19 protein-coding genes are annotated in these 20,328 nt (G+C 33.8%); 6 read left to right on the top strand and 13 right to left on the bottom strand.

The features are described 5' to 3' along the window. Window positions 1-255: 255 nt before the first annotated feature. The 4 genes from JOC59_RS05840 to JOC59_RS05825 form a co-directional block, all read right to left on the bottom strand. Window positions 256-399, bottom strand: a complete 144-nt coding sequence (locus tag JOC59_RS05840) for a hypothetical protein (protein ID WP_205143863.1) — start codon at window positions 397-399, stop codon at window positions 256-258. A 172-nt stretch (window positions 400-571) separates the two neighbouring features. Beyond that, a complete protein-coding gene (locus JOC59_RS05835; protein WP_205143862.1) occupies window positions 572-1,342 on the bottom strand; it encodes a (S)-acetoin forming diacetyl reductase in 771 nt (256 codons plus the stop codon). Between the two features lie 192 nt (window positions 1,343-1,534). Continuing rightward, window positions 1,535-2,239 (bottom strand): Crp/Fnr family transcriptional regulator, encoded by a 705-nt coding sequence (locus JOC59_RS05830; RefSeq protein ID WP_205143861.1) that lies wholly within the window; start codon window positions 2,237-2,239, stop codon window positions 1,535-1,537. Between the two features lie 344 nt (window positions 2,240-2,583). After that, the gene (locus JOC59_RS05825; RefSeq protein ID WP_205143860.1) at window positions 2,584-4,419 is read right to left on the bottom strand and encodes an APC family permease; all 1,836 of its coding nucleotides are present in this window, start codon (window positions 4,417-4,419) and stop codon (window positions 2,584-2,586) included. 222 nt (window positions 4,420-4,641) lie between these two features. Here JOC59_RS05825 and JOC59_RS05820 point away from each other — a divergent pair, with 222 nt between their 5' ends. Further along, on the top strand, window positions 4,642-5,274 hold the full coding sequence (locus tag JOC59_RS05820) for a deoxynucleoside kinase (RefSeq protein WP_205143859.1): 633 nt from the start codon (window positions 4,642-4,644) through the stop codon (window positions 5,272-5,274). A 131-nt stretch (window positions 5,275-5,405) separates the two neighbouring features. Here JOC59_RS05820 and JOC59_RS05815 read toward each other — a convergent pair whose 3' ends face one another. The 6 genes from JOC59_RS05815 to JOC59_RS05795 form a co-directional block, all read right to left on the bottom strand. Continuing rightward, window positions 5,406-5,870 carry a universal stress protein gene (locus tag JOC59_RS05815; protein WP_205143858.1) on the bottom strand — a complete coding sequence of 155 codons (465 nt, stop codon included), beginning with the start codon at window positions 5,868-5,870 and terminating at the stop codon, window positions 5,406-5,408. A gap of 109 nt (window positions 5,871-5,979) precedes the next feature. After that, the gene (locus JOC59_RS05810) at window positions 5,980-7,761 is read right to left on the bottom strand and encodes an ABC transporter ATP-binding protein (RefSeq protein WP_205143857.1); all 1,782 of its coding nucleotides are present in this window, start codon (window positions 7,759-7,761) and stop codon (window positions 5,980-5,982) included. Continuing rightward, a complete protein-coding gene (locus JOC59_RS05805; RefSeq protein WP_205143856.1) occupies window positions 7,761-9,476 on the bottom strand; it encodes an ABC transporter ATP-binding protein in 1,716 nt (571 codons plus the stop codon). The genes JOC59_RS05810 and JOC59_RS05805 overlap by 1 nt, the downstream gene beginning before the upstream one ends. Before the next feature lie 93 nt (window positions 9,477-9,569). After that, complete coding sequence (locus JOC59_RS09550; protein ID WP_420875269.1) at window positions 9,570-9,710, bottom strand: NUDIX hydrolase; 141 nt, start codon at window positions 9,708-9,710, stop codon at window positions 9,570-9,572. Further along, a complete protein-coding gene (locus tag JOC59_RS05800; RefSeq protein WP_420875268.1) occupies window positions 9,711-10,031 on the bottom strand; it encodes an 8-oxo-dGTP diphosphatase in 321 nt (106 codons plus the stop codon). A gap of 3 nt (window positions 10,032-10,034) precedes the next feature. Continuing rightward, complete coding sequence (locus tag JOC59_RS05795) at window positions 10,035-11,594, bottom strand: ABC-F family ATP-binding cassette domain-containing protein (protein ID WP_205143855.1); 1,560 nt, start codon at window positions 11,592-11,594, stop codon at window positions 10,035-10,037. A gap of 111 nt (window positions 11,595-11,705) precedes the next feature. Between JOC59_RS05795 and JOC59_RS05790 the strand changes: the two genes are divergently transcribed. Both JOC59_RS05790 and JOC59_RS05785 read left to right on the top strand, forming a co-directional pair. Continuing rightward, complete coding sequence (locus tag JOC59_RS05790; protein WP_205143854.1) at window positions 11,706-12,035, top strand: VOC family protein; 330 nt, start codon at window positions 11,706-11,708, stop codon at window positions 12,033-12,035. Between the two features lie 119 nt (window positions 12,036-12,154). Continuing rightward, window positions 12,155-12,409 (top strand): hypothetical protein, encoded by a 255-nt coding sequence (locus tag JOC59_RS05785; RefSeq protein WP_205143853.1) that lies wholly within the window; start codon window positions 12,155-12,157, stop codon window positions 12,407-12,409. 118 nt (window positions 12,410-12,527) lie between these two features. Here JOC59_RS05785 and JOC59_RS05780 read toward each other — a convergent pair whose 3' ends face one another. After that, window positions 12,528-13,457 (bottom strand): alpha/beta hydrolase, encoded by a 930-nt coding sequence (locus JOC59_RS05780; protein WP_205143852.1) that lies wholly within the window; start codon window positions 13,455-13,457, stop codon window positions 12,528-12,530. 161 nt (window positions 13,458-13,618) lie between these two features. On the opposite strand from JOC59_RS05780, the gene JOC59_RS05775 reads away from it, so the two are divergent. Genes JOC59_RS05775 through JOC59_RS05765 form a run of 3 tightly spaced genes read left to right on the top strand, consistent with a single transcriptional unit; the run spans window position 13,619 to window position 16,735 of the window. Next, a complete protein-coding gene (locus JOC59_RS05775) occupies window positions 13,619-15,424 on the top strand; it encodes a M3 family oligoendopeptidase (protein ID WP_205143851.1) in 1,806 nt (601 codons plus the stop codon). A 35-nt stretch (window positions 15,425-15,459) separates the two neighbouring features. Next, window positions 15,460-15,867, top strand: a complete 408-nt coding sequence (locus JOC59_RS05770; protein WP_205143850.1) for a helix-turn-helix domain-containing protein — start codon at window positions 15,460-15,462, stop codon at window positions 15,865-15,867. A 19-nt stretch (window positions 15,868-15,886) separates the two neighbouring features. After that, window positions 15,887-16,735 carry an SAM-dependent methyltransferase gene (locus JOC59_RS05765; RefSeq protein WP_205143849.1) on the top strand — a complete coding sequence of 283 codons (849 nt, stop codon included), beginning with the start codon at window positions 15,887-15,889 and terminating at the stop codon, window positions 16,733-16,735. Window positions 16,736-16,880: 145 nt separating this feature from the next. Here JOC59_RS05765 and JOC59_RS05760 read toward each other — a convergent pair whose 3' ends face one another. Further along, the gene (locus JOC59_RS05760) at window positions 16,881-18,212 is read right to left on the bottom strand and encodes an APC family permease (protein WP_205143848.1); all 1,332 of its coding nucleotides are present in this window, start codon (window positions 18,210-18,212) and stop codon (window positions 16,881-16,883) included. Between the two features lie 165 nt (window positions 18,213-18,377). After that, window positions 18,378-20,258, bottom strand: a complete 1,881-nt coding sequence (locus tag JOC59_RS05755; protein ID WP_205143847.1) for a M13-type metalloendopeptidase — start codon at window positions 20,256-20,258, stop codon at window positions 18,378-18,380. Between the last annotated feature and the right edge of the window lie 70 nt (window positions 20,259-20,328).

Genomic DNA, 20,328 nt, shown 5'->3' with positions numbered 1-20,328 from the left:
TTGACATTCGCAAATTTGTATATCTTAGGTACAAATCCTAAGACCCTTACACATTTGATTGTCAAAACTTTATTCAGTTTTCAAAGATCTACTTGATGACGTTTCACACGTCAACATTTAATATAATATCACTTTAACATTTATATGTCAATAACTTTTTTTGCTATATTAAACATTTTAACAAATAGCTATTTTGCTTTTGACAACTTTTATATAATACCTTTATTTGATAAACTTAGCAAGCCTTTTTTTAATTTATTTTTCATCAGCTAACAAAATAATACCATAATTTATAGAAGTAAAAATTTTTCCATCATTTAATTTAACGTAATTTCCATTAACAATTGGCCTTAAAGTAATGATTTCCTTAATTATTAACAACCAATCGTGTTTATCCATTGGCCTTCTCACAGACAGCTTCAAAATAAAAGCCTTCATATAAAGGAACGTTACCATAAAAAAATTACGTAACTTTCTCTCTATATGAAGACTTGCTAACTTTTAGCATAACGTCGTTAACACGGGCATAATATTATAAAACTTATACTTATCTATAATTTTTACTTACACATTAATGGAAAACCATACCACCATCAACAACTAATGTTTGTCCAGTAATATAATCCGAGTCTTTACCGGCTAAAAATGCCACACCATTGGCAACATCCTCTGGTTCCGATAATCTTTTTAATGTAATATCTTTGGCAAAAGTTTGCATCCCCCATTCAAAATCTTGTCCAGCATTGTCCGCAACTTGTTGGGCAATATCATTCATCATTGGTGTTCTCACAATGCCTGGTGCAAATGCATTAACTGTTATTCCATACTCAGCTAATTCTTTAGCAGTTGTTTGTGTAATACCACGAATTGCAAATTTTGTTGATCCATAGGCAGTTAGGTTTGCATTCCCTACAACGCCAGCTTGTGATGTTGCATTGATAATTTTACCACCATGACCAAGTTCAATCATCTTCTTGGCTGCGGCTTGTGTTCCCCAAACAATGCCGCCAACATTTATGTTCCAAGTATAGTCTAAATCATTTTGTGTAATGTCAAGAATAGGTGTTGTTGGTGCTACACCGGCATTATTGATAACAACGTTTATATCGCCTAATTGGCGAACCGTTTCCTCAACTGCTTCAAATACTTGTTCACGCTTAGCAACATCAGCACTAATTGAAATTGCAGTGCCACCATTAGTTCTAATTTCTTGAGCTACTCGATCAGTCTTGGCGATTGTTCGTCCAACCAACGCAACTGCAAATCCATCTTTAGCCAATCTTTTCGCAATTGCTTCTCCAATTCCCTGCCCTGCTCCGGTAATCATCGCTACTTTCGTCATAATAATTCTCCTAGTTTGTGATTTTATTAACATATATAATTACAATACATCTTTTTTATTATTCAAGCACACCATCACAAATGGCCCTATTTACATCAAATCTTTAGAAATAAAAAAGATTAGCACAATTTTCTATTGAAATACTTGTCGTAATCTTTTTTGTATGTAAATGTTAATCGGCCATTCCTAGCACTAAAAAACTTCCTGTAGCTGAGCATCACATTGAATCATTGTTAATTGTTTGTGATTAAACATTAAGATTCCTTGTTGTGTTAACTCAGTAATAGTCCGACTCATGGTTTCTCTCGTTGTTCCACATATTTTTGCTAGATCAATAAACGATGTTTTGAACGGTAATCTTAAATTACCATTTTGGTCATATTGTCCCATTTGAATTGCTAAATTACTTAAAATTTTAATAATTCGTTCCCCAGTACCAAAAATCATCGACTCCGCTAATCGATCTTTGTACTCATTCATCGTTCGTGAGATATTTAACATCACAGTATGCGCTAATTTACTATTAGCAGCGACAAATTTTTGATAGTTTTTCAAGTTAATTGTTACAAATTCTAAATTAGAAAGTGCTTCCCCTGTAGCCTGAAATTCATCATTATCATTTGGAATTGCAGATAGTGGATATAAGTTTTCTGGTCCAACATAGTGAAAAAATTCATTACCATCAAAATCCAATTCATTTAATTCTACTAAACCGTTTAAAATAACATATAATCGTGAAATTGGTGCCCCTTGTTCAAAAATAACTTGCCCTTTTTTTACCTCATGATATGTCATATCTCGACTAATTATTGCAAATTGTGCATCAGTTAAATCCTTAAAATACGTTTTTTTACGTAATTCCTGCAACATGTTTTGATTGATGTTTTTAATATACATAAGATTTTCCCCCCAGAAAAGTTAATTATTAAAATAACAACAAAGCGAATACTTAGCATTTAAATTGCTAAATAACCAACTTTTAAATGCTATTTTAGCATTAATTCTATAAATCACAAATTATTTAACGTTTATTTTTATATATTTTTATACATTAAACAATTGATCCTGACTAATATTTAAGTTAGCATTCTTTTTTATAAAACAAAATCTAATGATGATCAAAAGAAAATTAAATTTAATTTGTCCTATCAAATACTTTTTTCATTAAAAAAATAGCCAAGAACTGATTTTCATCATGCTCTTTGACTATTTGCAAAAATTGATTTTCTTATTATATAATTTTACTCTTTTAAGTGATAGTAATATGTGGAAATGGTGATGTCATCACGACTGTTTAAGACCGTTCTCAGTCGTAAGCTAGTTTGGTTGTGTAAAATATTTTGCCAACCTTTTTTAGGTGTAAATTGTGGAATAATAATCGTTGTGGAATAATTACGTTCTTTGGAATTTTTAGCAATAACATCTACAAATCTGAGTGTTGGTGCAGCAATCGAACGATATGAAGAGTGAATATCGACATACCGCACATCAGGAAACTCAAGTTTAAATTCTTCGGCAGTTCGATGTTCCTTATGCGGATTTGTATCAAAAGAAACATGCATTGCTACCACATAATCACCAATTGAGCGTGCATAATCGATGGCCCCTGCCGTCACTCTTGTTACATTCGAAACCAGCACAACAACTGTTGAACCAGCGTATTCTTTTCTTACGATTGGTTGTTGAGAAACTAACCTTAATTGCTTAGCAACGTTTTGATAATGTTTATTAATTTTCAAAAACATCCCAATTAGTAGTGGCATAATAATAAGGTAAGGCCACACATTACCAAAATGTAGCATAAATAAAATTACCACTAAAACCCCAGATATTGACGCTCCAATCATATTAATGAACGCTTTACCTAACCAAAACTTTCCACGTTGCCGATACCAGTGCTTTACCATCCCTGATTGACTTAAAGTAAATGGGACAAAAACACCCACTGCATATAAAGGAATCAAGCGATCAGTTTGGCCATTAAAAATAAGAATTAAAATAATTGCTCCTACAGCTAAAGAAACGATCCCATTCGAATAACCTAAACGATCACCTTTATCCATATACATATGTGGCATAAATTTATCTTTTGCTAAGTTGTAAGCTAACATAGGAAAAGCTGAAAATCCTGTATTAGCTGCCACCGCTAAAATCATAGCGGTAACAAATTGTAAAATATAAAATAGGAGCCCGTGTCCGTAAATTTTAATACCAATTTGGGCTAATACAGTCACATCAGTATTTGGTCTAATTCCATACCAGTATGAAAGAAATGTAATACCACCAAAGAAAAAGCCCAAAATAATTGCCATAATTGATAAAGTTGCAGCGGCATTATGTGGCTTTGGTTCTTTAAAATTAGGAACAGCATTACTAATTGCTTCTACCCCAGTAAGTGAAGATGAGCCACTAGAAAAAGCGCGCAAGAAAAGAATTAAGCTCATGCCACCAAATGCGTGACCAATTGCCATCGGTTCTTGAAAGGGAACACGTCCAGTTGCAATATTAAATAAACCAATAACAATCATTAAAGATATCATTACAACAAATGAATAAACTGGCACGGTCAAAAATGATGCAGATTCTCGAACACCACGTAAATTTAAACACATAATTAAAAGTACAATAATAATTGCTAATGGTACAACATCATCCCTTAAACTTGGAATTGCTGATGTAATCGCTTGTGTTCCTGCTGTTACTGATACTGCAACTGTTAGCATATAATCAACTAGCAATGAGCCCCCTGCGACTAATCCTAACTCACGTCCCCAATTGGTCGAAGATACCATATAGGCGCCACCACCACCAGGATAGGCATGAATAATCATTCGGTAAGATAACGTAATTGCTGCTAATAAAATTAATACTAAAATAGCAACTGGAATTTGAAACCAAAGCGCTGCTGCTGAAACTGCTAACAAAACAGTTGTTATTTGTTCAGTTCCATACGCTACTGATGATAAAGCATCTGATGATAACAGTGCTAATGCTTTAAATCTTGATAATGATTGTCCACCCTCATCTAAGGTTTTCAATGGCTTACCAATTATTAGCCGTTTTAAGTAACGCCACATAATTCTTAATCTCCTTAAATTCCTATGTCTTTTTTAATCCATAAAAATCATGTTTAATCGTTATTATTTCAATAACAAAGCTATTTTACGCTTTTTCCCTTTTAAAGCAAGTTATATCAACTAAAAGATTTAAAAATTTATGTTTTAGAATATTCTTATTTGTAGTTAGGGTCAAATTCAGCTACAATTATTAAAGTATTTTTCAGATAAAGGTAGGGTATTATGGTGATAATAACAGCAGGAATGATTGGCGTTGGTAAAACAACATTGACGGGACTAATTGCCGAACACTTTGGAACACAAGCATTTTATGAACCCGTAGGTGAAAATCCCGTTTTACCACTTTTTTACAAGGATCCTAAGCAATATGCATTTTTATTACAAATTTATTTTCTAAATAAACGATTTGGCATGATTAAAGCTGCTCTTGCTGATGATAATAATGTCCTTGATCGTTCAATCTATGAGGATGCACTTTTTACAAAGGAAAATAATAAAGAGGGTAATATCTCAGATACAGAATTAGACGTTTATATGACATTATTAGATAACATGATGAACGAGTTACAAAAGTTGCCTAAAAAAGCCCCCGACTTAATGGTCTACGCAGAAACTGACTTTGATACAATTTTGTATCGTATTCGTAAACGAGGCCGTGATTACGAACAATTTGACAATAATCAAGAGCTTCGTGCTTATTACTTTAAAATGTGGAGTGCCTATAAAGCTTGGTTTGATAACTATGACGTTTCACCCAAGTTAAAAATTGATTTACAAAAATATGATTTAGAGCAAGTTGAAAACCAACAAGCCGTTTTAGCTATCATCGATCAAGAACTAGCTAAATATCGATAAATGTATTTTTACTTTAGCCAAAAACATAAACTGCAAATAGCTAAAATGAAAAGGACTGAATTTTAAAAATTCAGTCCTTTTTAATATGCCTATCTAATACAGTCATCATTATTTAGTTAGCTATTTATCTTTTACTTAACCGTATTGGGGGCGCGTACAACCAACGTATCTACCGTACCATTTTGCACAACATACTGTGTGTTTGAACCAATTAAGATTCTTGAAACAAAATTAGTCCCAGTTGCACCAATTACTACCAAGTCAATATTGTGCTTATCCACTAGTGATTCCGCCAACGCAATTTTTGAATTACCTCTTACAACATCACCTTCAACATTTGCTACTCCCATAGTACGTGCGGTTTGTACATATCCATCGACTAATTTTTGTAAATCTGCAATTAAGTCATTTTCAACGGCTTCATTAATATAAGCCTTGCCCAAACCAATACTTGTTCCAACATACTTATCAACATTTAAAACACTAGCAATTACTAGTGCACTATTATTACGGCGTGCAATTGCGACTGCCTTTTCAAAGGCAGCTTTTGCTTGTTGAGATCCATCGACACCTACCAAAATTTTTTGATAATCCATAATTTATCCTCAACTTTCTTTTAAGAAATAATTTCCTTACAATTTATATTATACCGTGATATGAAAAAAGATGTGTAATATATGCACATTACACATCCTTTTTTCTGAACTATTCAAAAACCATTTGATTATTGTACAATTCGGCATAAAATCCATTTTCGGCGAGCAACTGCGTATGTGTGCCCTCTTCTAAAATATTACCATCTTTCAAGACAACAATTTTGTCCGCATTTAAAATCGTCTTTAATCGATGGGCAATCACAAAACTCGTTCTCCCCTGAATAACGTTATCCATTGCTTTTTGAATTTTAGCTTCGGTGACAGTATCGACGTTTGAAGTTGCTTCATCTAATATTAGTAACCTAGGATTGGTTAAAATTGTTCTTGCAATTGACATCAATTGCTTTTGCCCAGTTGAAAAAACGGAATTTTCATCTGATACATGCGTATCATAACCATTTTCGAGGCTCATAATAAATTCATGAATATTTGCTTGTTTTGCAGCAGCAATCATGTCTAAATCTGTTGCATCCGGCTTCCCAAATTTAATATTTTGACGAATTGTTCCTGAAAAAAGAACAGATTCTTGTAAAACAATCCCGACTTGTTCTCGCAAATTTGTTAAGGATATATCACGTACATCAACTCCATCAAATAGCACTTGCCCCTCTGTCACATCATAAAAACGATTCAACAGGTTCATCACCGTTGTTTTACCTGATCCTGTAGGTCCTACTAATGCGACCATCTGCCCCTTATCAACATTTAAAGAAATACCATGTAAAATTTCTTTTTCAGCATTATAACCAAATTTTACATCTTTTAATGTAACTGCCTTTTGAATATCCGTAAAGTTTTTATCAACACCATTTCGCGGTTCATTTGGTTGCTGATGCACTTCATTAATTCTACGTGCCCCAGTTAAAGCCAATTGCAAAGTATTGTACATCGAAGTTAATTGGGTGATTGGTTGATAGTACTGTTGTGAATACTGTACAAATATAACTACTAATCCTAATGCAGTTGCCTGTGACAGATTTCCATTTAACGCTAACCATGATCCAAAGAAAATCACAATTGCTGTATTAATTAATGACATTCCTTGCATCAACGGGAATAACATCCCTGAGTAGACCTGTCCTTTAAATGTTGCTTGCCGTACTCGCTCATTATATTCTACAAACTTGGCAACCGATTTTTTTTGCAAGCCATTGGTTATAATAATTTTCTCACCTGAAATTTGTTCATTAATATAGCCATTGAGCTTACCAACCTCATCCTGTTGTAAGTTTACATAAAAACGAGCCCGATTAATCATAAGTATTGCTATTAATATGGCAATCGGTGTTGACGCAATTGTCACCCAAGCTAGTTGCGCATTTTCATTAAACATCATAATCAAAATTCCAATCATTAATGTAATATTTGAAAATAGTTGAAATAACCCTTGATTCATTGCATTAAAAATATTATCCAAATCCGATGTGAAGCGTGATAGTATTTCTCCATCTTGATGAGAATCAAAATATTTAACTGTTAATTTTTGTAATTTAGCAAATAAACCAATTCTCATTGCATTGGTTGAATAACCGGTAATTCTACTAATAATAAAGCTAGATAACAGCATTGCTACTGCATTAAAAATAAAAAACATTAACATTAGAAATAGTGCATGATGAAAATTTGTTTTTGATGCTAGTCCATGGGTCGCAGGATTACTTAACATAGCAACATATTTTGCCAATTCCGTAATCGCACGTCCCATATAAATCGGTGCCTTAACTTGAAAAAATGTTGTCGCTATTGTTAGCATAACAACGAACAGTAAGCTTAGTTTGTACTTTTTTAAATAAGTTACAAAAAAAGTAATTCCACCTTTTAAATCTTGCATCACTGAACCTCCCGTGCTTTTTGGGTTGCATAAATTTCTTGATAAATTGGATTAGTCGCTACTAGTTCTTGATGAGAACCAATTCCAACAATTCTTCCTTGTTCTAAAACAATGATTTTATCTGCATTGATAACTGAAGAAATTTTTTCAGCAATAATTATTGTGGTTGTCTGAGCTAGTTCTTTGTCAATCGCCTCTTTTACTAATTTTTCTGAGCGGGCATCGAGCGCTGAGGTTGAATCATCTAAAATTAAGATTCTAGGGTTGCTAATTACTCCCCGGGCAATTGATAACCGTTGCTTTTGTCCACCTGAAAAATTAGCGGATCTTTCTTCAATCGGTGCCTCAAACTCATTATCTAATTTTTCAATGAATTCAGTTGCTTGAGCTATCTCAGCTGCTTTTCGCAATGTTTTATCATCAGCATTTGCTTGTCCTTGTCGCAAATTATCTGCAATTGACCCTGAAAAAAGAATTGCTTTTTGTAAGACAAAAGAAACAGCTTTCCTTAAACTGTGCTCGTTTATCTCTTTTAGATCGATATCATCAATTTTTACCGTACCACTCGTAGGATCAAATAAGCGCGGAATTAACTGCGCTAAAGTTGATTTACCTGATCCTGTTGCTCCGACAATTCCAACCATTTCACCCGCCTTTACGCTAAAAGTAATATTCTTTAAAGTTGGTTGCTCATCACCTGGATACGTAAACACCACGTTTTCGAAACTAATGCTCCCCTTAATAGCAATATCTGGTACATCCTTATACTCTAAATCATTTACGGTTACCATAATTTCCTTAAGTCGCCCTAAAGATACCATCCCCCGCGAAGCAAATGTCATCATCATACCACCAATGATAATAGCCATCATAATTTGCATCAAATAATTAATAAATGATGTCACTGCGGCCAAGGCACTCGGATCTGTATCAACAATATTCCCAACCAAAAAAATTGATGCCGCAATTGTTAAATTAGCGACCAACATAAATGCTGGCATCACAATTGCAAACAAATTACCAATTGTAATATTTAAATCACGCATGGTATCTGACGTTTGCGTAAATCTTTCTATCTCATTATTTTCTTGGACAAATGATTTTACGACTCGTACCCCAACCAAATTTTCTTTCGCCAATGTATTTACACGATCGATAATTTTTTGCATTTTACCAAAATTTTTACCCATCCGACTGAACGACATGCGTGCAACTAAAATGATACAAATAATCATAATGATTATCACCCACCACAGTTTAGGCAAGGTATATATTGCTAAAATTAAAGAACCAATGAAGAGAATTGGAATTCTCAATAAAGATTGTAAAAACATCATTACCAAGTTTTGAATTTGATTAACATCATTCGTTAAGCGGACTACTAAATTACTTGTAGAAAATTTTTCAATATTTGCAAATGAAAAACTTTGAATTTTTTTATATACAGTTGTTCTGATATCCGCTGCTAACCCTTGCGCAACCTTAGCTGCAAAAATTGTATTCACTACTCCACCAATTAAACCTAACAGCGCAATTCCTACTAGTTGAAGTCCTAGTTTATCAACTTGACTGCTATCATTCTTCAAAATTGCTTCTATCACTTTTTGTAATAATTTAGGTTGCCACAAAGTAGCGCCCGCCATTAGTGTAATTGATATAAATGCCCCTAAGATATCCCAACGGTACTTTTTTCCATGTTTAACTAATAAATTCACGCCATCTTCCTCAATTTCACAAATTTTTCATTAGTTGATCTAATAGAATTATCTTACCTCAATTAAGCCACCAGGCCTAATAAAGTTATTTTATTATTGCCAATTTATTTCCCATTTATCATGTTCATGAGTTCTTTTTAACGCTAATTCTGCGATATTCTCATCATCAAAAACCGGTAACATTTCTTTAAATGTAGTAGCCAAATTTTGTAGTAGTAATTCCTTACGAGTCATTCACTGCAATTGGCCCTCCCGAGATGCTTTCAATTCACCAACATAATTTTCTGTTTTAAACAAAAATACCATATACCTTGCATCGTCTGCTAATGGCCATTCCTTAATTCCACAAAATTTAGGTTTACTAATGGTTAGCCCAGTTTCTTCAGATGCTTCACGGATAACCGACTCTACCACCGTTTCCCCAACTTCAACGTGTCCTCCTGGAAACGTTATTCCTGGCCACTTTGGATTAATTCTATTTTCAACCAATACTTCTCTTGTAATTGGATTTTCAATCATAATCATATTGGTAATTTCAATTGACTGATAACGCATTTTTCACCTCTTATTTCTCGTGTTTTTTAGTGATAAACCTTCAACATTCAGCTCTTTATCAATCCATCCTTGATAAAAACTTGCTTCATGAGATACTAGAATTAAATTACCTGAAAATTTTTGCAAAGCCTCTTTTAAACCCTTTTTAGTATCATCATCTAAATGGTTAGTCGGTTCATCTAAAATTAAAAAATTAGCTTGTGTTAACTCCATTAATGCTAATTTAACTTTGGTCTGTTCTCCTCCAGATAATAGACCAATAGGCTTGACTGCATTGCTTGCATTTATACCTACTGCCCCTAAACGTGTCCGAATTGTTTTAGGTTCCAATAACGGATAAGCATTTTGCATAATCGCTAATGGGGTTGCTTGCTCGTTTTCCCACACTAAGTCTTGACTAAAATAGTTAACTTTTACTGATGGTGAAAAGGTACTTTCACCTGTCAGTGGTTTAATGATTCCCAAAATAGATTTAATTAATGTTGATTTACCGACACCATTAAAGCCTTTAAAAACAATTTTTTGTCCATGTGACATGCTAAACGTAACGGGCATTAACAACGGTGTAACATAACCAACTGATAGATTTTTAACTGTTAATGCATTTTGCGAACCACTATTTAAATATGGAAAATTAAAACTTGCCCGTAATTTTTCATCTGGTGGCGTTACTATATCCATTTTTGCTAACATTTTTTCCCTTGACTTTGCCTGATTAGACTTTGAGCCTGCTTTATTTTTAGCAATAAATTTTTGTGCTTTAGTAATCTCCACTTGTTGCTTTTCAAATGCCCGCATTTGTGCATCACGTTTTTCTGTCTTCTGACGCATTGCTTGTTGAAAACTACCACGGTATTTTGTAATTTTACCAAAGGCTATGTCAGCAATCGTGTTAGTAACTTGCTCTAAAAAATCATAGTCATGCGAAATAATAATTGCCGCCCCTGCAAAACTTTGTAAAAATTCAATTAACCACTCAATATGGTTTGTATCCAAGTAATTAGTGGGTTCATCTAAAATGATGACATCATCATTTTCTAACAGTAATTTAGCTAAAATTATTTTTGAGCGTTGTCCACCAGACATTTCACTAATCATATGATCACGACCAATTGCCTCCAATCCTAGCCCACTAATAATCCGTTCAATTTCAGTATCAAGTTCATAAAAATTAGCACTATCTAGCTGTTCTTGTATTTTACCAGCACGTTGTAACAGTCTTTCATCTAAGTTTTGCGCATATTCACTGTAATACTCGGTCATTTGGCGCTCTAAGTCATATAAATGATTAAAAGCGGTATGTAAAAACGTAATTAAATTCATTCCGGTAGGAATATCCGCATATTGATCTAGATACCCTACCTTAAGATTCTTTTGCCATAAAATTTGGCCATTCAATGGTAACACTTTACCAGTTAATATTTTAATTAATGTCGACTTTCCAGCACCATTTTGGCCAACAATCCCCATATGTTCACCTTTATTCAGCTGGAAACTTGCTTCACTATATAACTGCTTCTCTGCATAACTCATTGATAGATCTTTTACTTCTAATAATGCCATAAACTTCTCTTGCTTCTCTCTTTCTTATTCAATTACCACAGATTTCATATAATTACTTAATATTACCATGCTATACTTAAACCAATAAATTATCTATAAGGAGTTCTTAAAATGAAACCTAAAAAAATTAGTTCTCATATTATTCCCGTTAAAAACCAAGCCCGTGCTTTTCGTTTTTATCACGAGGTTTTTGACATTCAAATCGTCTCAACACCTTCTTTACTAAAACAGCTAGTTCTTGAACAAGCACCGCTTAAATTCATTGATGCTAAGCCAACTACACTAAAAATTCATGTTAAAGATCATGCAGATAGCGTTCAAAATCATCTAACTAGCTATTTTGTTCCTTTACTTGAAACACCAATTACATCTAAAAATAAGGTGAGCTTTAAAGTTCATGATTCTGAAGAAAACATCTTAGAAATCGTCGCTAACGTTTAGAATGTTTCGTATTTTAGCCATATAAAAGAAATTAATCGCTTGTATAATTCGTGTTTTACCGTTATACTTTTATTTAAAGATAACTTTAATTTTAAATTTAAACTAACCGAGGTTTTTATATGCATAATTTACGACCTATTCCAGGTTTTAATGGCATTTATAGTATGAATGCTGATGGTGCTATTTATCGTGAGCAATCCACTGATGCTCGAGGTCATCTACGGAACACTAAGTTTATTAAAGCAAGTATTCATGGTCGTGGTTATTTATATGTACGTCTATCCTTAAATGGGCACCGTAAGATGTATAGTTTAAACACCTTAATCAATAAAACATTCCCTGAACGAACCCAACTACGTACCCTTAGTAGCTAAGTTTAGTTAAACAATAATCAAAATAGTGATAAATTCTGATAAAAAGAGCAAAGTCATTCAAACTTTAGCCTTCATGTCAGTATTTATCACTATTTTAAGCTATATTATATTTCTAGTATTACATGTATCGAGCTAAAAAATTACCAACTTTCTTTTGGTACTCTTTTGGCGCTGTTTCAAATGATTTGGCATGCTTCGCACCTGGAACAACCCATATTTTTTTAGGGCCTTGTGTGGCCGCATAATTTCTATAGACCATTTTGGTTGGCACAAAATTGTCTGCTCCTCCATGAATAAAGAACATTGGCCGAGTATTTTTGTGTAATTGCTTAATTGAGCTAGCTTCACCATATGTATAGCCAGCTCTCACTTTAGAAATTAATGACACAATATCGACTAGCGGATAAGCTGGAATATGGTACATTGCCCCAGCTTGATATGCAATCTCATTTTTGACAGTATCATAGCCACAATCTTCAATAAATGCTTTTACATTAGTTGGTAATTTTTCACCGGCCGTCATCATTGTTGTGGCACCACCCATCGATACCCCAAATATGGCAATTTGGCTATGTGAATCTTTTTTGACGATTTGGTGAATCCATCGAACGTAATCTTTACGATCATTCCAACCAAAACCAATTAACTTTCCCGCTGAACTACCTGCAGCACGATCATCTGGAATCAAGACATTGTAACCTAATTTGATAAACATCTCCCCATATGCTGCCATTTTTTGCTTATTCCCTGCAAAACCATGGGCAATAACTATTGTTTTATGCGTTTTTTGTGGATTAGCCACGTACCATGCATCTAATTTCAAGCCACCTGGTGTCATTTGATGCCAAGTGGTTTTTTTTAACTTATTAAACTCCTGTTCATATCTATAAAGTGAATTAGTCGGCTTCATAGCTTGATTATTAATGAATGTTTTTGGTGCCCGTACTTCAGCAACATGAAAAAAATATATGCCCGCTCCAAATAAACTGATAATTATCACACTAATAATGCCTATTATCATAGTAATTATTTTTCTTTTCTTCGTCATCTTATCGCTTTCCTTATATTCTATATTTTATTAGTTAACCCTATTAACAAACAATAAAAAATTATACAACTTTCTTTATGCAGATACTATCTTTTTTACTAACCTTTAATTATATTAAAATGTTATAATAATTTCTAGCATACTCTTGGAGGATTAGATTTATGGCATACTCACAAAATTGGAATCTTGAAAACATCTTTGCTGGTGGTATCTCATCGCCAACGCTTAAAAAAAAGCTCCTTTTAATTACCGATCAAACTGCTGATTTTTCGCAAAAAATTACTAACTATAACTTAAGCAACGATCAGCCAAATTATCAAAATTTCATTGATTTAACGACTTTAGCACAAAAAATTGAAGCTGGCTTATTGCAAGCTAGTGTTTTTGTAAATGCCCTTATTTCTGATGATTTTTCCAATACCACTTTAAGTGCAAAAGCTGCTGAAATTAACGTCTTAAAAGCAACCTATGCGCAACCGCTAGGTAAATTCAAACAGCTTTTAGCCAAAATTGAACCTAATTCTTGGGCAATAATTTTGAAGTTACCTACAATCAAACCGATTGCCTTTGCATTAACAGAAATGCGGCAGCAAGCCGTTGAATTACTTGATGATAATACTGAAAATCTTTTAAAACAACTCGAGTTAGATGGCCTTTCGGCATGGAGTAGCCATTATGATACAATTGCTGCTAGCCTAACTATGCCATTTACTGATGCAAACAACCAAACTACAACTATCTCAGCTGGTCAAGCTCTCAATCATTTAGAAGGCTATCCAGATGCCGCTGTTCGTGAAAAACTCCTTACTAATTACGAAAATATGTGGGCGCAAGCTGAAGGACTAGTCGCAGATACATTAAATCATTTGGCTGGATTTCGCTTAACTGAATATGCTAGTCACAATATTAAAGACTTTTTGCAAAAACCACTTGCCTTAAATCGTATGAGTAAGGCCACCCTTGATGCTATGTGGCAGACGGTTTCCGCTAACAAATCTATCCTTGTTCCTTACTTTGAGCGTAAAGCACAATTAATTGGTAAAAAAAAGCTTGGTTTTCAGGATATTTATGCACCTATCAAGGTTCCTGGCTACCAAGCGCCTACGATAACCTATGATTATGCTGCCAAATTTATTATTACTAATTTTGAACAATTTTCACCTAAAATGGCTAGTTTAGCACGTAAAGCTTTTGAAAATCGTTGGATTGAAGCTGAAAATCGCCCTGGCAAACAACCAGGTGGCTATATGGAGAGTGTTCCTGAATTAGGTGAATCCCGTATTTTTTTAACTTTTACGGGCTCGCCAAATGATGCTTCAACGATTGCCCATGAACTTGGGCATGCATTTCACTCATCAGTTTTAACTGACTTACCATTTTGGCGTGGTAATTACGCAATGAACGTTGCCGAAACTGCTTCAACTTTTGCTGAACTAGTTGTCAATGATGCTAAAGTTCAAGAAGCAAAAAATGCCGCGGAAAAGTTAACATTATTAGACGCTAAACTAAACAATCCCGTTGCTATGCTAATGAATATTCACGCCCGCTATCTATTTGAAATAAGTTTTTATAAAGCTCGTCAAGATCACTTAGTTAGTCCAGATGAATTAAATAATTTAATGCTAAATGCTCAGAAAACAGCCTTTGCTGATAGTCTTGATAAATATCATCCTCATTTTTGGGCAAGTAAACTACATTTTTATATTGATGATATTCCTTTTTACAATTTTCCATATACATTTGGTTATTTATTCAGTCTAGGTATTTATGCTTTGGCTAAAAAGACGGGTGATTTTGAAGAACAATACATTGCATTACTACGTGATACAGCTAATATGTCAACCGAAGAATTAGCTAAAAAACACCTGGGTGTTGACCTAACCAAACCCGATTTTTGGCAAGCTGCTATCGATATAATTGCCCAAGATATTAATGAGTTTCTTACGCTTAGTGAACAATTTATTTAGGATGATTAAGCACGATATTAGTAGGGAGGATAACTATGTTTTCTGAACGTTTACGGGCTTTACGGCGAGGACGCCATATAACCTTAGAAGAACTAGCCCAGGCGTTAAACCAACACTTGGATTTAACCGAAAAGCCTAATACCGCTTCACAAATTGGTAATTGGGAGCGCGGCACTCGCACTCCTTCTTATATCGAAGTTCGTAAATTAGCTGATTTTTTTGAAGTTTCATTAGATTATCTCGTTGGTAAACTTGATCATGAAGAAGTCGATTTAGCAATGCTTTTTCTTTCTGGCTCGCAATTAACCTTCAATCAGACAAATTTAAGTAATAAAGATCGTTATGAAATATTTCAATTAATTAATGGTTATTTTCATGGTAAAAATTCAAGAGATAGTTTAAATAAAGCTAACTTACAAGAAGAATTAGATTTAAACATTTAAGGAATTTAGATTAACATTTATGAACAACAAACAACTTAAAAAATTAAAAAGACAGTTTACAGTTCCATCTACTTTACAAGAATCTTCAACATATATCACTAAGCTAAAATTTTATTTAACTATTTTTAATGACATCGGACCTATTAAATACTTAATTAACCAAATACTTTTAGCTGATAATATGCTAAGCAATGGTCGCACGCCTCAACCATTACCACCATTACTATTACCAGATAATATTCAAGATACTATCGTTTATTATATCAATAATAATTATGCGTTAGGTGATCCGACTGGTGATGCACTTTGGGATAAAATGACTAACAATTTGCCCGCTTTAGATGCATTATTACGTGACTATCGGGATTATTTAGCCGCACATTATGGTGTCTGGGCTTATATCAATAGTGCGTTCATTAATGATTTAGCGCAATTTCTTAATAATCAGCCGGTTTTAGAGATTATGGCTGGTAATGGTTTAATAAGTGCTAGTCTTATGCAAAAGAAACCACATCAACTAGTTTATACAACTGATGATACAACCTGGAAAAGTGAGAATAATACTGGTCGCCATCCTTTTACACCCATTGAACCTTTAGATGCCCTTTCAGCTATTAAAAAATATGGTCACCATGTTAAATACATTATTATGGCTTGGTCACCAGATGGTATCCCCATCGATGTAGCGGTACTTAACCTCATTCGACAATCATATCCTCACCTACAATTAATCGTGATTGGTGAGAAAAATGGAGCGACTAATTCAAGTGAATTTTGGCAAATCGCTAAGTTAAAAGAACCATTTGTCCTTAATCAAAATTATAAAACATTTGATTTAATTGATGAACGTGTCTATTTAGTAAAGTGATCCTATAACAAAGTTTGGTAATAGCCAGTACGTACATCCGATGTGTTAAGATTAAAAAATTATGCTACCATAGATGAAAAGCACCCCCGCTATTGGATCTTGGCCCAATAGCGGGGGTGCTTTTCATCTATTTTTTTCGTATTAATTATTTATTGACTGTCGTCTTTTTGTTTTGCCACAGATAAACAGGAATTCCTAACAACACACATACTCCAGAAATTAAAACACCCTCAACATCCGTTACAATTTCATTATAAATTACAAAAGCAGCTCCAGCGATTGCAATTATCGGTGTTAACGGGTACAACGGTACGGTAAACTTTGTTTTATCTAAACCATCCCGTTTCCGTAAAATAAAAATTCCAAAAAATGTCATTACATAAAAAACATAAACAATAAAAACAGCTTTTGCAGATAACCAATCAGCATTTGAAAATATCATCATAATCATAGCTAACATTAATGTTACTAATGTAGCATTCATCGGTGATTGCGTTTTCATATTTAAACGCCCAATTTGTTTATAGAAAGGTAACTCACGATCACGGCCCATCGCATACATTAACCTAGGAAAAGACATAATTTTACCGTTGATTGTTCCAGCAATTGAAATAATAATCCCAATTGAGAGTAATTTACCACCTAACACACCAAATGCTTTAGTAACCATATAAGATACTGTATTATCACCTTGTTGATAAATTGCCTCAACACTAATTGTTTTAAAAACGGCAAAAGTAACTAATGTATAAACTGCAATAACTAATGTAATGCCTATAATAATGGCTTTAGGTAACATTTTACGCGGATTTTTTAGTTCTTCACCTAAATTAGTAACCAATATCCAACCATCATATGCAAATAATGTTCCTAAAATCGCAACACCAAAATTGCCGGTATGTGCTTGCACTGTTTGAATACTTGCACCTATCGCATGTTCATTTCCAAAAAAAAGGCCAAATAAAATAATCGCCGCAATTGGAATTACTTTAACAATCACTGATGTTATCGCAAAAAAAGCGCTATAGCGGTTTGATAATAAATTTAAACCACCGATAATAATCATCACTAATAAACTGGTTAAAGTTTGCCATTGACTACTAATATTAAAAAAGTCACTAATTAAAATTGCTAGATAAATCGAAAGTGATGCTATCATAGCTGGTCCGTAAACGATAACTTGCATCCAACCAGATAAAAAGCCCCAGAAACGACCATATACATTTTCCATATACGTATATAAGCCACCTGCTTTCGGTAACTTCGCTGCAATTTCAGCTACTGTCAAACCACCAGTTAAAGTAATAATACCACCTATAATCCATGCAAGTAAGGCCATGGAAGTTGAACCGGTTTCCTTTAGCACTGTTGCTTGTCTGATAAATATTCCGGCTCCAATCACTGTTCCTACAACCAGTGACAGTGCGGATGATAGACCTAAATTCCTTTTCAATTGAACTTCCTGTTTGTCTTCCATGTCAGCCTCCACTTCCATTTAATTTTCAAATAAAATAAAAACATTATTTATTCCAATCTAACTAGTATACAACATTTACCTTACTTTGTATTAATTTTTAATTAATTTAATTACAAAAAAGCCACTTATAAGTTATATCAAAACTCATAAATGACTTATTTTTATTTACCAAATTTGCACTCGATCGGTTGGTTTTCGCCACATTTTATCATTTTCCGTAATTCCAAAAACTTCAAAAAATTCAGCAAAATTAGTCACTTGTACATTGGCTCTTAATTGTGCTGGTGCGTGTACGTCAATACTTGCCATTAATTTCAAAAAATCAACTGATGCTTTATTTCGCCAAATCGTGGCCCAATTATTAAAGAACACTTTTAAATCAACATCAGCTTCTGTTTTGGCAGCTTCCAGAGCCGCACTTAGCCCGCCTAAATCAGCGACATTTTCAGAAACAACTAGATGCCCATTAATCTTTGCCCCACCGCTAGTTAAGCCATCAAACTCTTGCACCATCGCTGCTGACCGTTGCTCAAATGCTTTAAAATCAGCTGAAGACCACCACGAATTCAAATTACCATTTTCATCAAAGCGTGCTCCATTAGTATCAAATGCATGAGAAATTTCATGAGCAATTACTGCACCAATCCCACCATAGTTAGCCGATGTCGCCTGCTTTAAATTATAAAAAGGAGCTTGTAGTATAGCCGCTGGAAACACGATTATATTATGAAATGGATGGTAGTAAGCATTAACTAAATCCGCGGGCATTTCCCATTCGGTTTTATCTGGTGTCTTTCCAAGTTGATTCCAATGATGTTTAACTTCAATTTTAATAAACTTTAATGCATTCTCAAGAATTGATTTTTTTTCATTAACAATTTTTTGCTGATATCGATCAGGAATTTTGTCTGGAAAACCGACATTTAAACCAATTTTGCTAAGCTTTAATTTAGCTTTCGCTTTAGTATCATTACTCAACCACGTATTATTACTTAAACGGTTTTCATAAACGGTAATCATTTTTTTTACCATTTTCAATACATCATCTTTAGCAGCTTGACCAAAATATTTGCGCCCATAATAATCCCCAACCACCGGTGAAAAAGGACTTTTGGCCAAATTAAGCGCTGCTTTATCTGTTACTTGAGCTTCTTTAGTCCCACTTAAAATACGACTATATTCACTGGCCTGAATTCTAATTTCATTACTCAAATATTTTGCAAAATTTTGAACAGTTTCCACAATCAAGGTTGCCTTTAATGCTGCAAAATTATCTTCATTAACAATTTCATTGTAATTTTGCCAAAATTTTAAGTCGCTAACATTAACAATTGTTGGTGCTACTGCTAATTCTTTTAAATAGGCATTAATATCAAGGAACTTAATTTGTTCGCTAAATTTGCTAAACTCCATTGGATTATATAGTTTCCAATAATCGCTTTTTTCTTCATTTGAAAGAACAAATTGTGCAACTTGCTTATCTAAAGTGATTACTGCAGCAACGATTTGCTCAGCTTCTAGTTGCCGATAGCCAACCATTGTCAATAACTTAACTGTACTATCTTTGAACGCAGTAATTAGTTTTTGAGCGTCACTATTGTCTTTTGTATAATACGTTGTATCCGGTAAAATTAGCGAAAATGAGCCAAAATTCAAGATATTTTGACTGGTATTCTTCATGTCTTGTTCCACATATAGTGGTAATAGATTATCAATGCCAAGATATTCAAACTCGACTAGCTTTGCTTGTAAATCTTTTAAGCTGTTTAATTCTTCAATCTTTTTTAAGACTGGTACTAGCGGTTGCGCCTCTAATTGAGCTCTGTTTTCCCAATCAGAAGCCATTCGATAATATTTGATAAATTCGCCTAACATTCCTTCCGGTTGACTAATAAGCATTCCCTTAAAATCATGTAATTCTTGCTGTTCTATCTTAATCGCTATTTCATCAAATGAACCAATCCGTGGCCGATCGGTTGGTATCTTAATACTTTTTAACCATTCTTCATTAACTGCTGTGTAAAAATCATCTTGTAATCGGACCATTATTTTCCCTCACTTTACTATATAAATAAAGCGACCATGCCCAAATTATAATTGGTTACGGCCGCTTTAT

It is taken from the genome of Periweissella beninensis, assembly GCF_016908275.1.
GTDB classification, from domain to species: Bacteria; Bacillota; Bacilli; order Lactobacillales; family Lactobacillaceae; genus Periweissella; species Periweissella beninensis.
This window is presented reverse-complemented; position numbering and strand designations above follow the sequence as displayed.

Coding starts and splice junctions, on each gene's coding strand:
- JOC59_RS05840 (WP_205143863.1), bottom strand. CDS start 399: ATGGATAAACACGATTGGTTGTTAATAATTAAGGAAATCATTACTTTA.
- JOC59_RS05835 (WP_205143862.1), bottom strand. CDS start 1,342: ATGACGAAAGTAGCGATGATTACCGGAGCAGGGCAGGGAATTGGAGAA.
- JOC59_RS05830 (WP_205143861.1), bottom strand. CDS start 2,239: ATGTATATTAAAAACATCAATCAAAACATGTTGCAGGAATTACGTAAA.
- JOC59_RS05825 (WP_205143860.1), bottom strand. CDS start 4,419: ATGTGGCGTTACTTAAAACGGCTAATAATTGGTAAGCCATTGAAAACC.
- JOC59_RS05820 (WP_205143859.1), top strand. CDS start 4,642: ATGGTGATAATAACAGCAGGAATGATTGGCGTTGGTAAAACAACATTG.
- JOC59_RS05815 (WP_205143858.1), bottom strand. CDS start 5,870: ATGGATTATCAAAAAATTTTGGTAGGTGTCGATGGATCTCAACAAGCA.
- JOC59_RS05810 (WP_205143857.1), bottom strand. CDS start 7,761: ATGCAAGATTTAAAAGGTGGAATTACTTTTTTTGTAACTTATTTAAAA.
- JOC59_RS09550 (WP_420875269.1), bottom strand. CDS start 9,710: ATGACTCGTAAGGAATTACTACTACAAAATTTGGCTACTACATTTAAA.
- JOC59_RS05800 (WP_420875268.1), bottom strand. CDS start 10,031: ATGCGTTATCAGTCAATTGAAATTACCAATATGATTATGATTGAAAAT.
- JOC59_RS05795 (WP_205143855.1), bottom strand. CDS start 11,594: ATGGCATTATTAGAAGTAAAAGATCTATCAATGAGTTATGCAGAGAAG.
- JOC59_RS05790 (WP_205143854.1), top strand. CDS start 11,706: ATGAAACCTAAAAAAATTAGTTCTCATATTATTCCCGTTAAAAACCAA.
- JOC59_RS05785 (WP_205143853.1), top strand. CDS start 12,155: ATGCATAATTTACGACCTATTCCAGGTTTTAATGGCATTTATAGTATG.
- JOC59_RS05780 (WP_205143852.1), bottom strand. CDS start 13,457: ATGACGAAGAAAAGAAAAATAATTACTATGATAATAGGCATTATTAGT.
- JOC59_RS05775 (WP_205143851.1), top strand. CDS start 13,619: ATGGCATACTCACAAAATTGGAATCTTGAAAACATCTTTGCTGGTGGT.
- JOC59_RS05770 (WP_205143850.1), top strand. CDS start 15,460: ATGTTTTCTGAACGTTTACGGGCTTTACGGCGAGGACGCCATATAACC.
- JOC59_RS05765 (WP_205143849.1), top strand. CDS start 15,887: ATGAACAACAAACAACTTAAAAAATTAAAAAGACAGTTTACAGTTCCA.
- JOC59_RS05760 (WP_205143848.1), bottom strand. CDS start 18,212: ATGGAAGACAAACAGGAAGTTCAATTGAAAAGGAATTTAGGTCTATCA.
- JOC59_RS05755 (WP_205143847.1), bottom strand. CDS start 20,258: ATGGTCCGATTACAAGATGATTTTTACACAGCAGTTAATGAAGAATGG.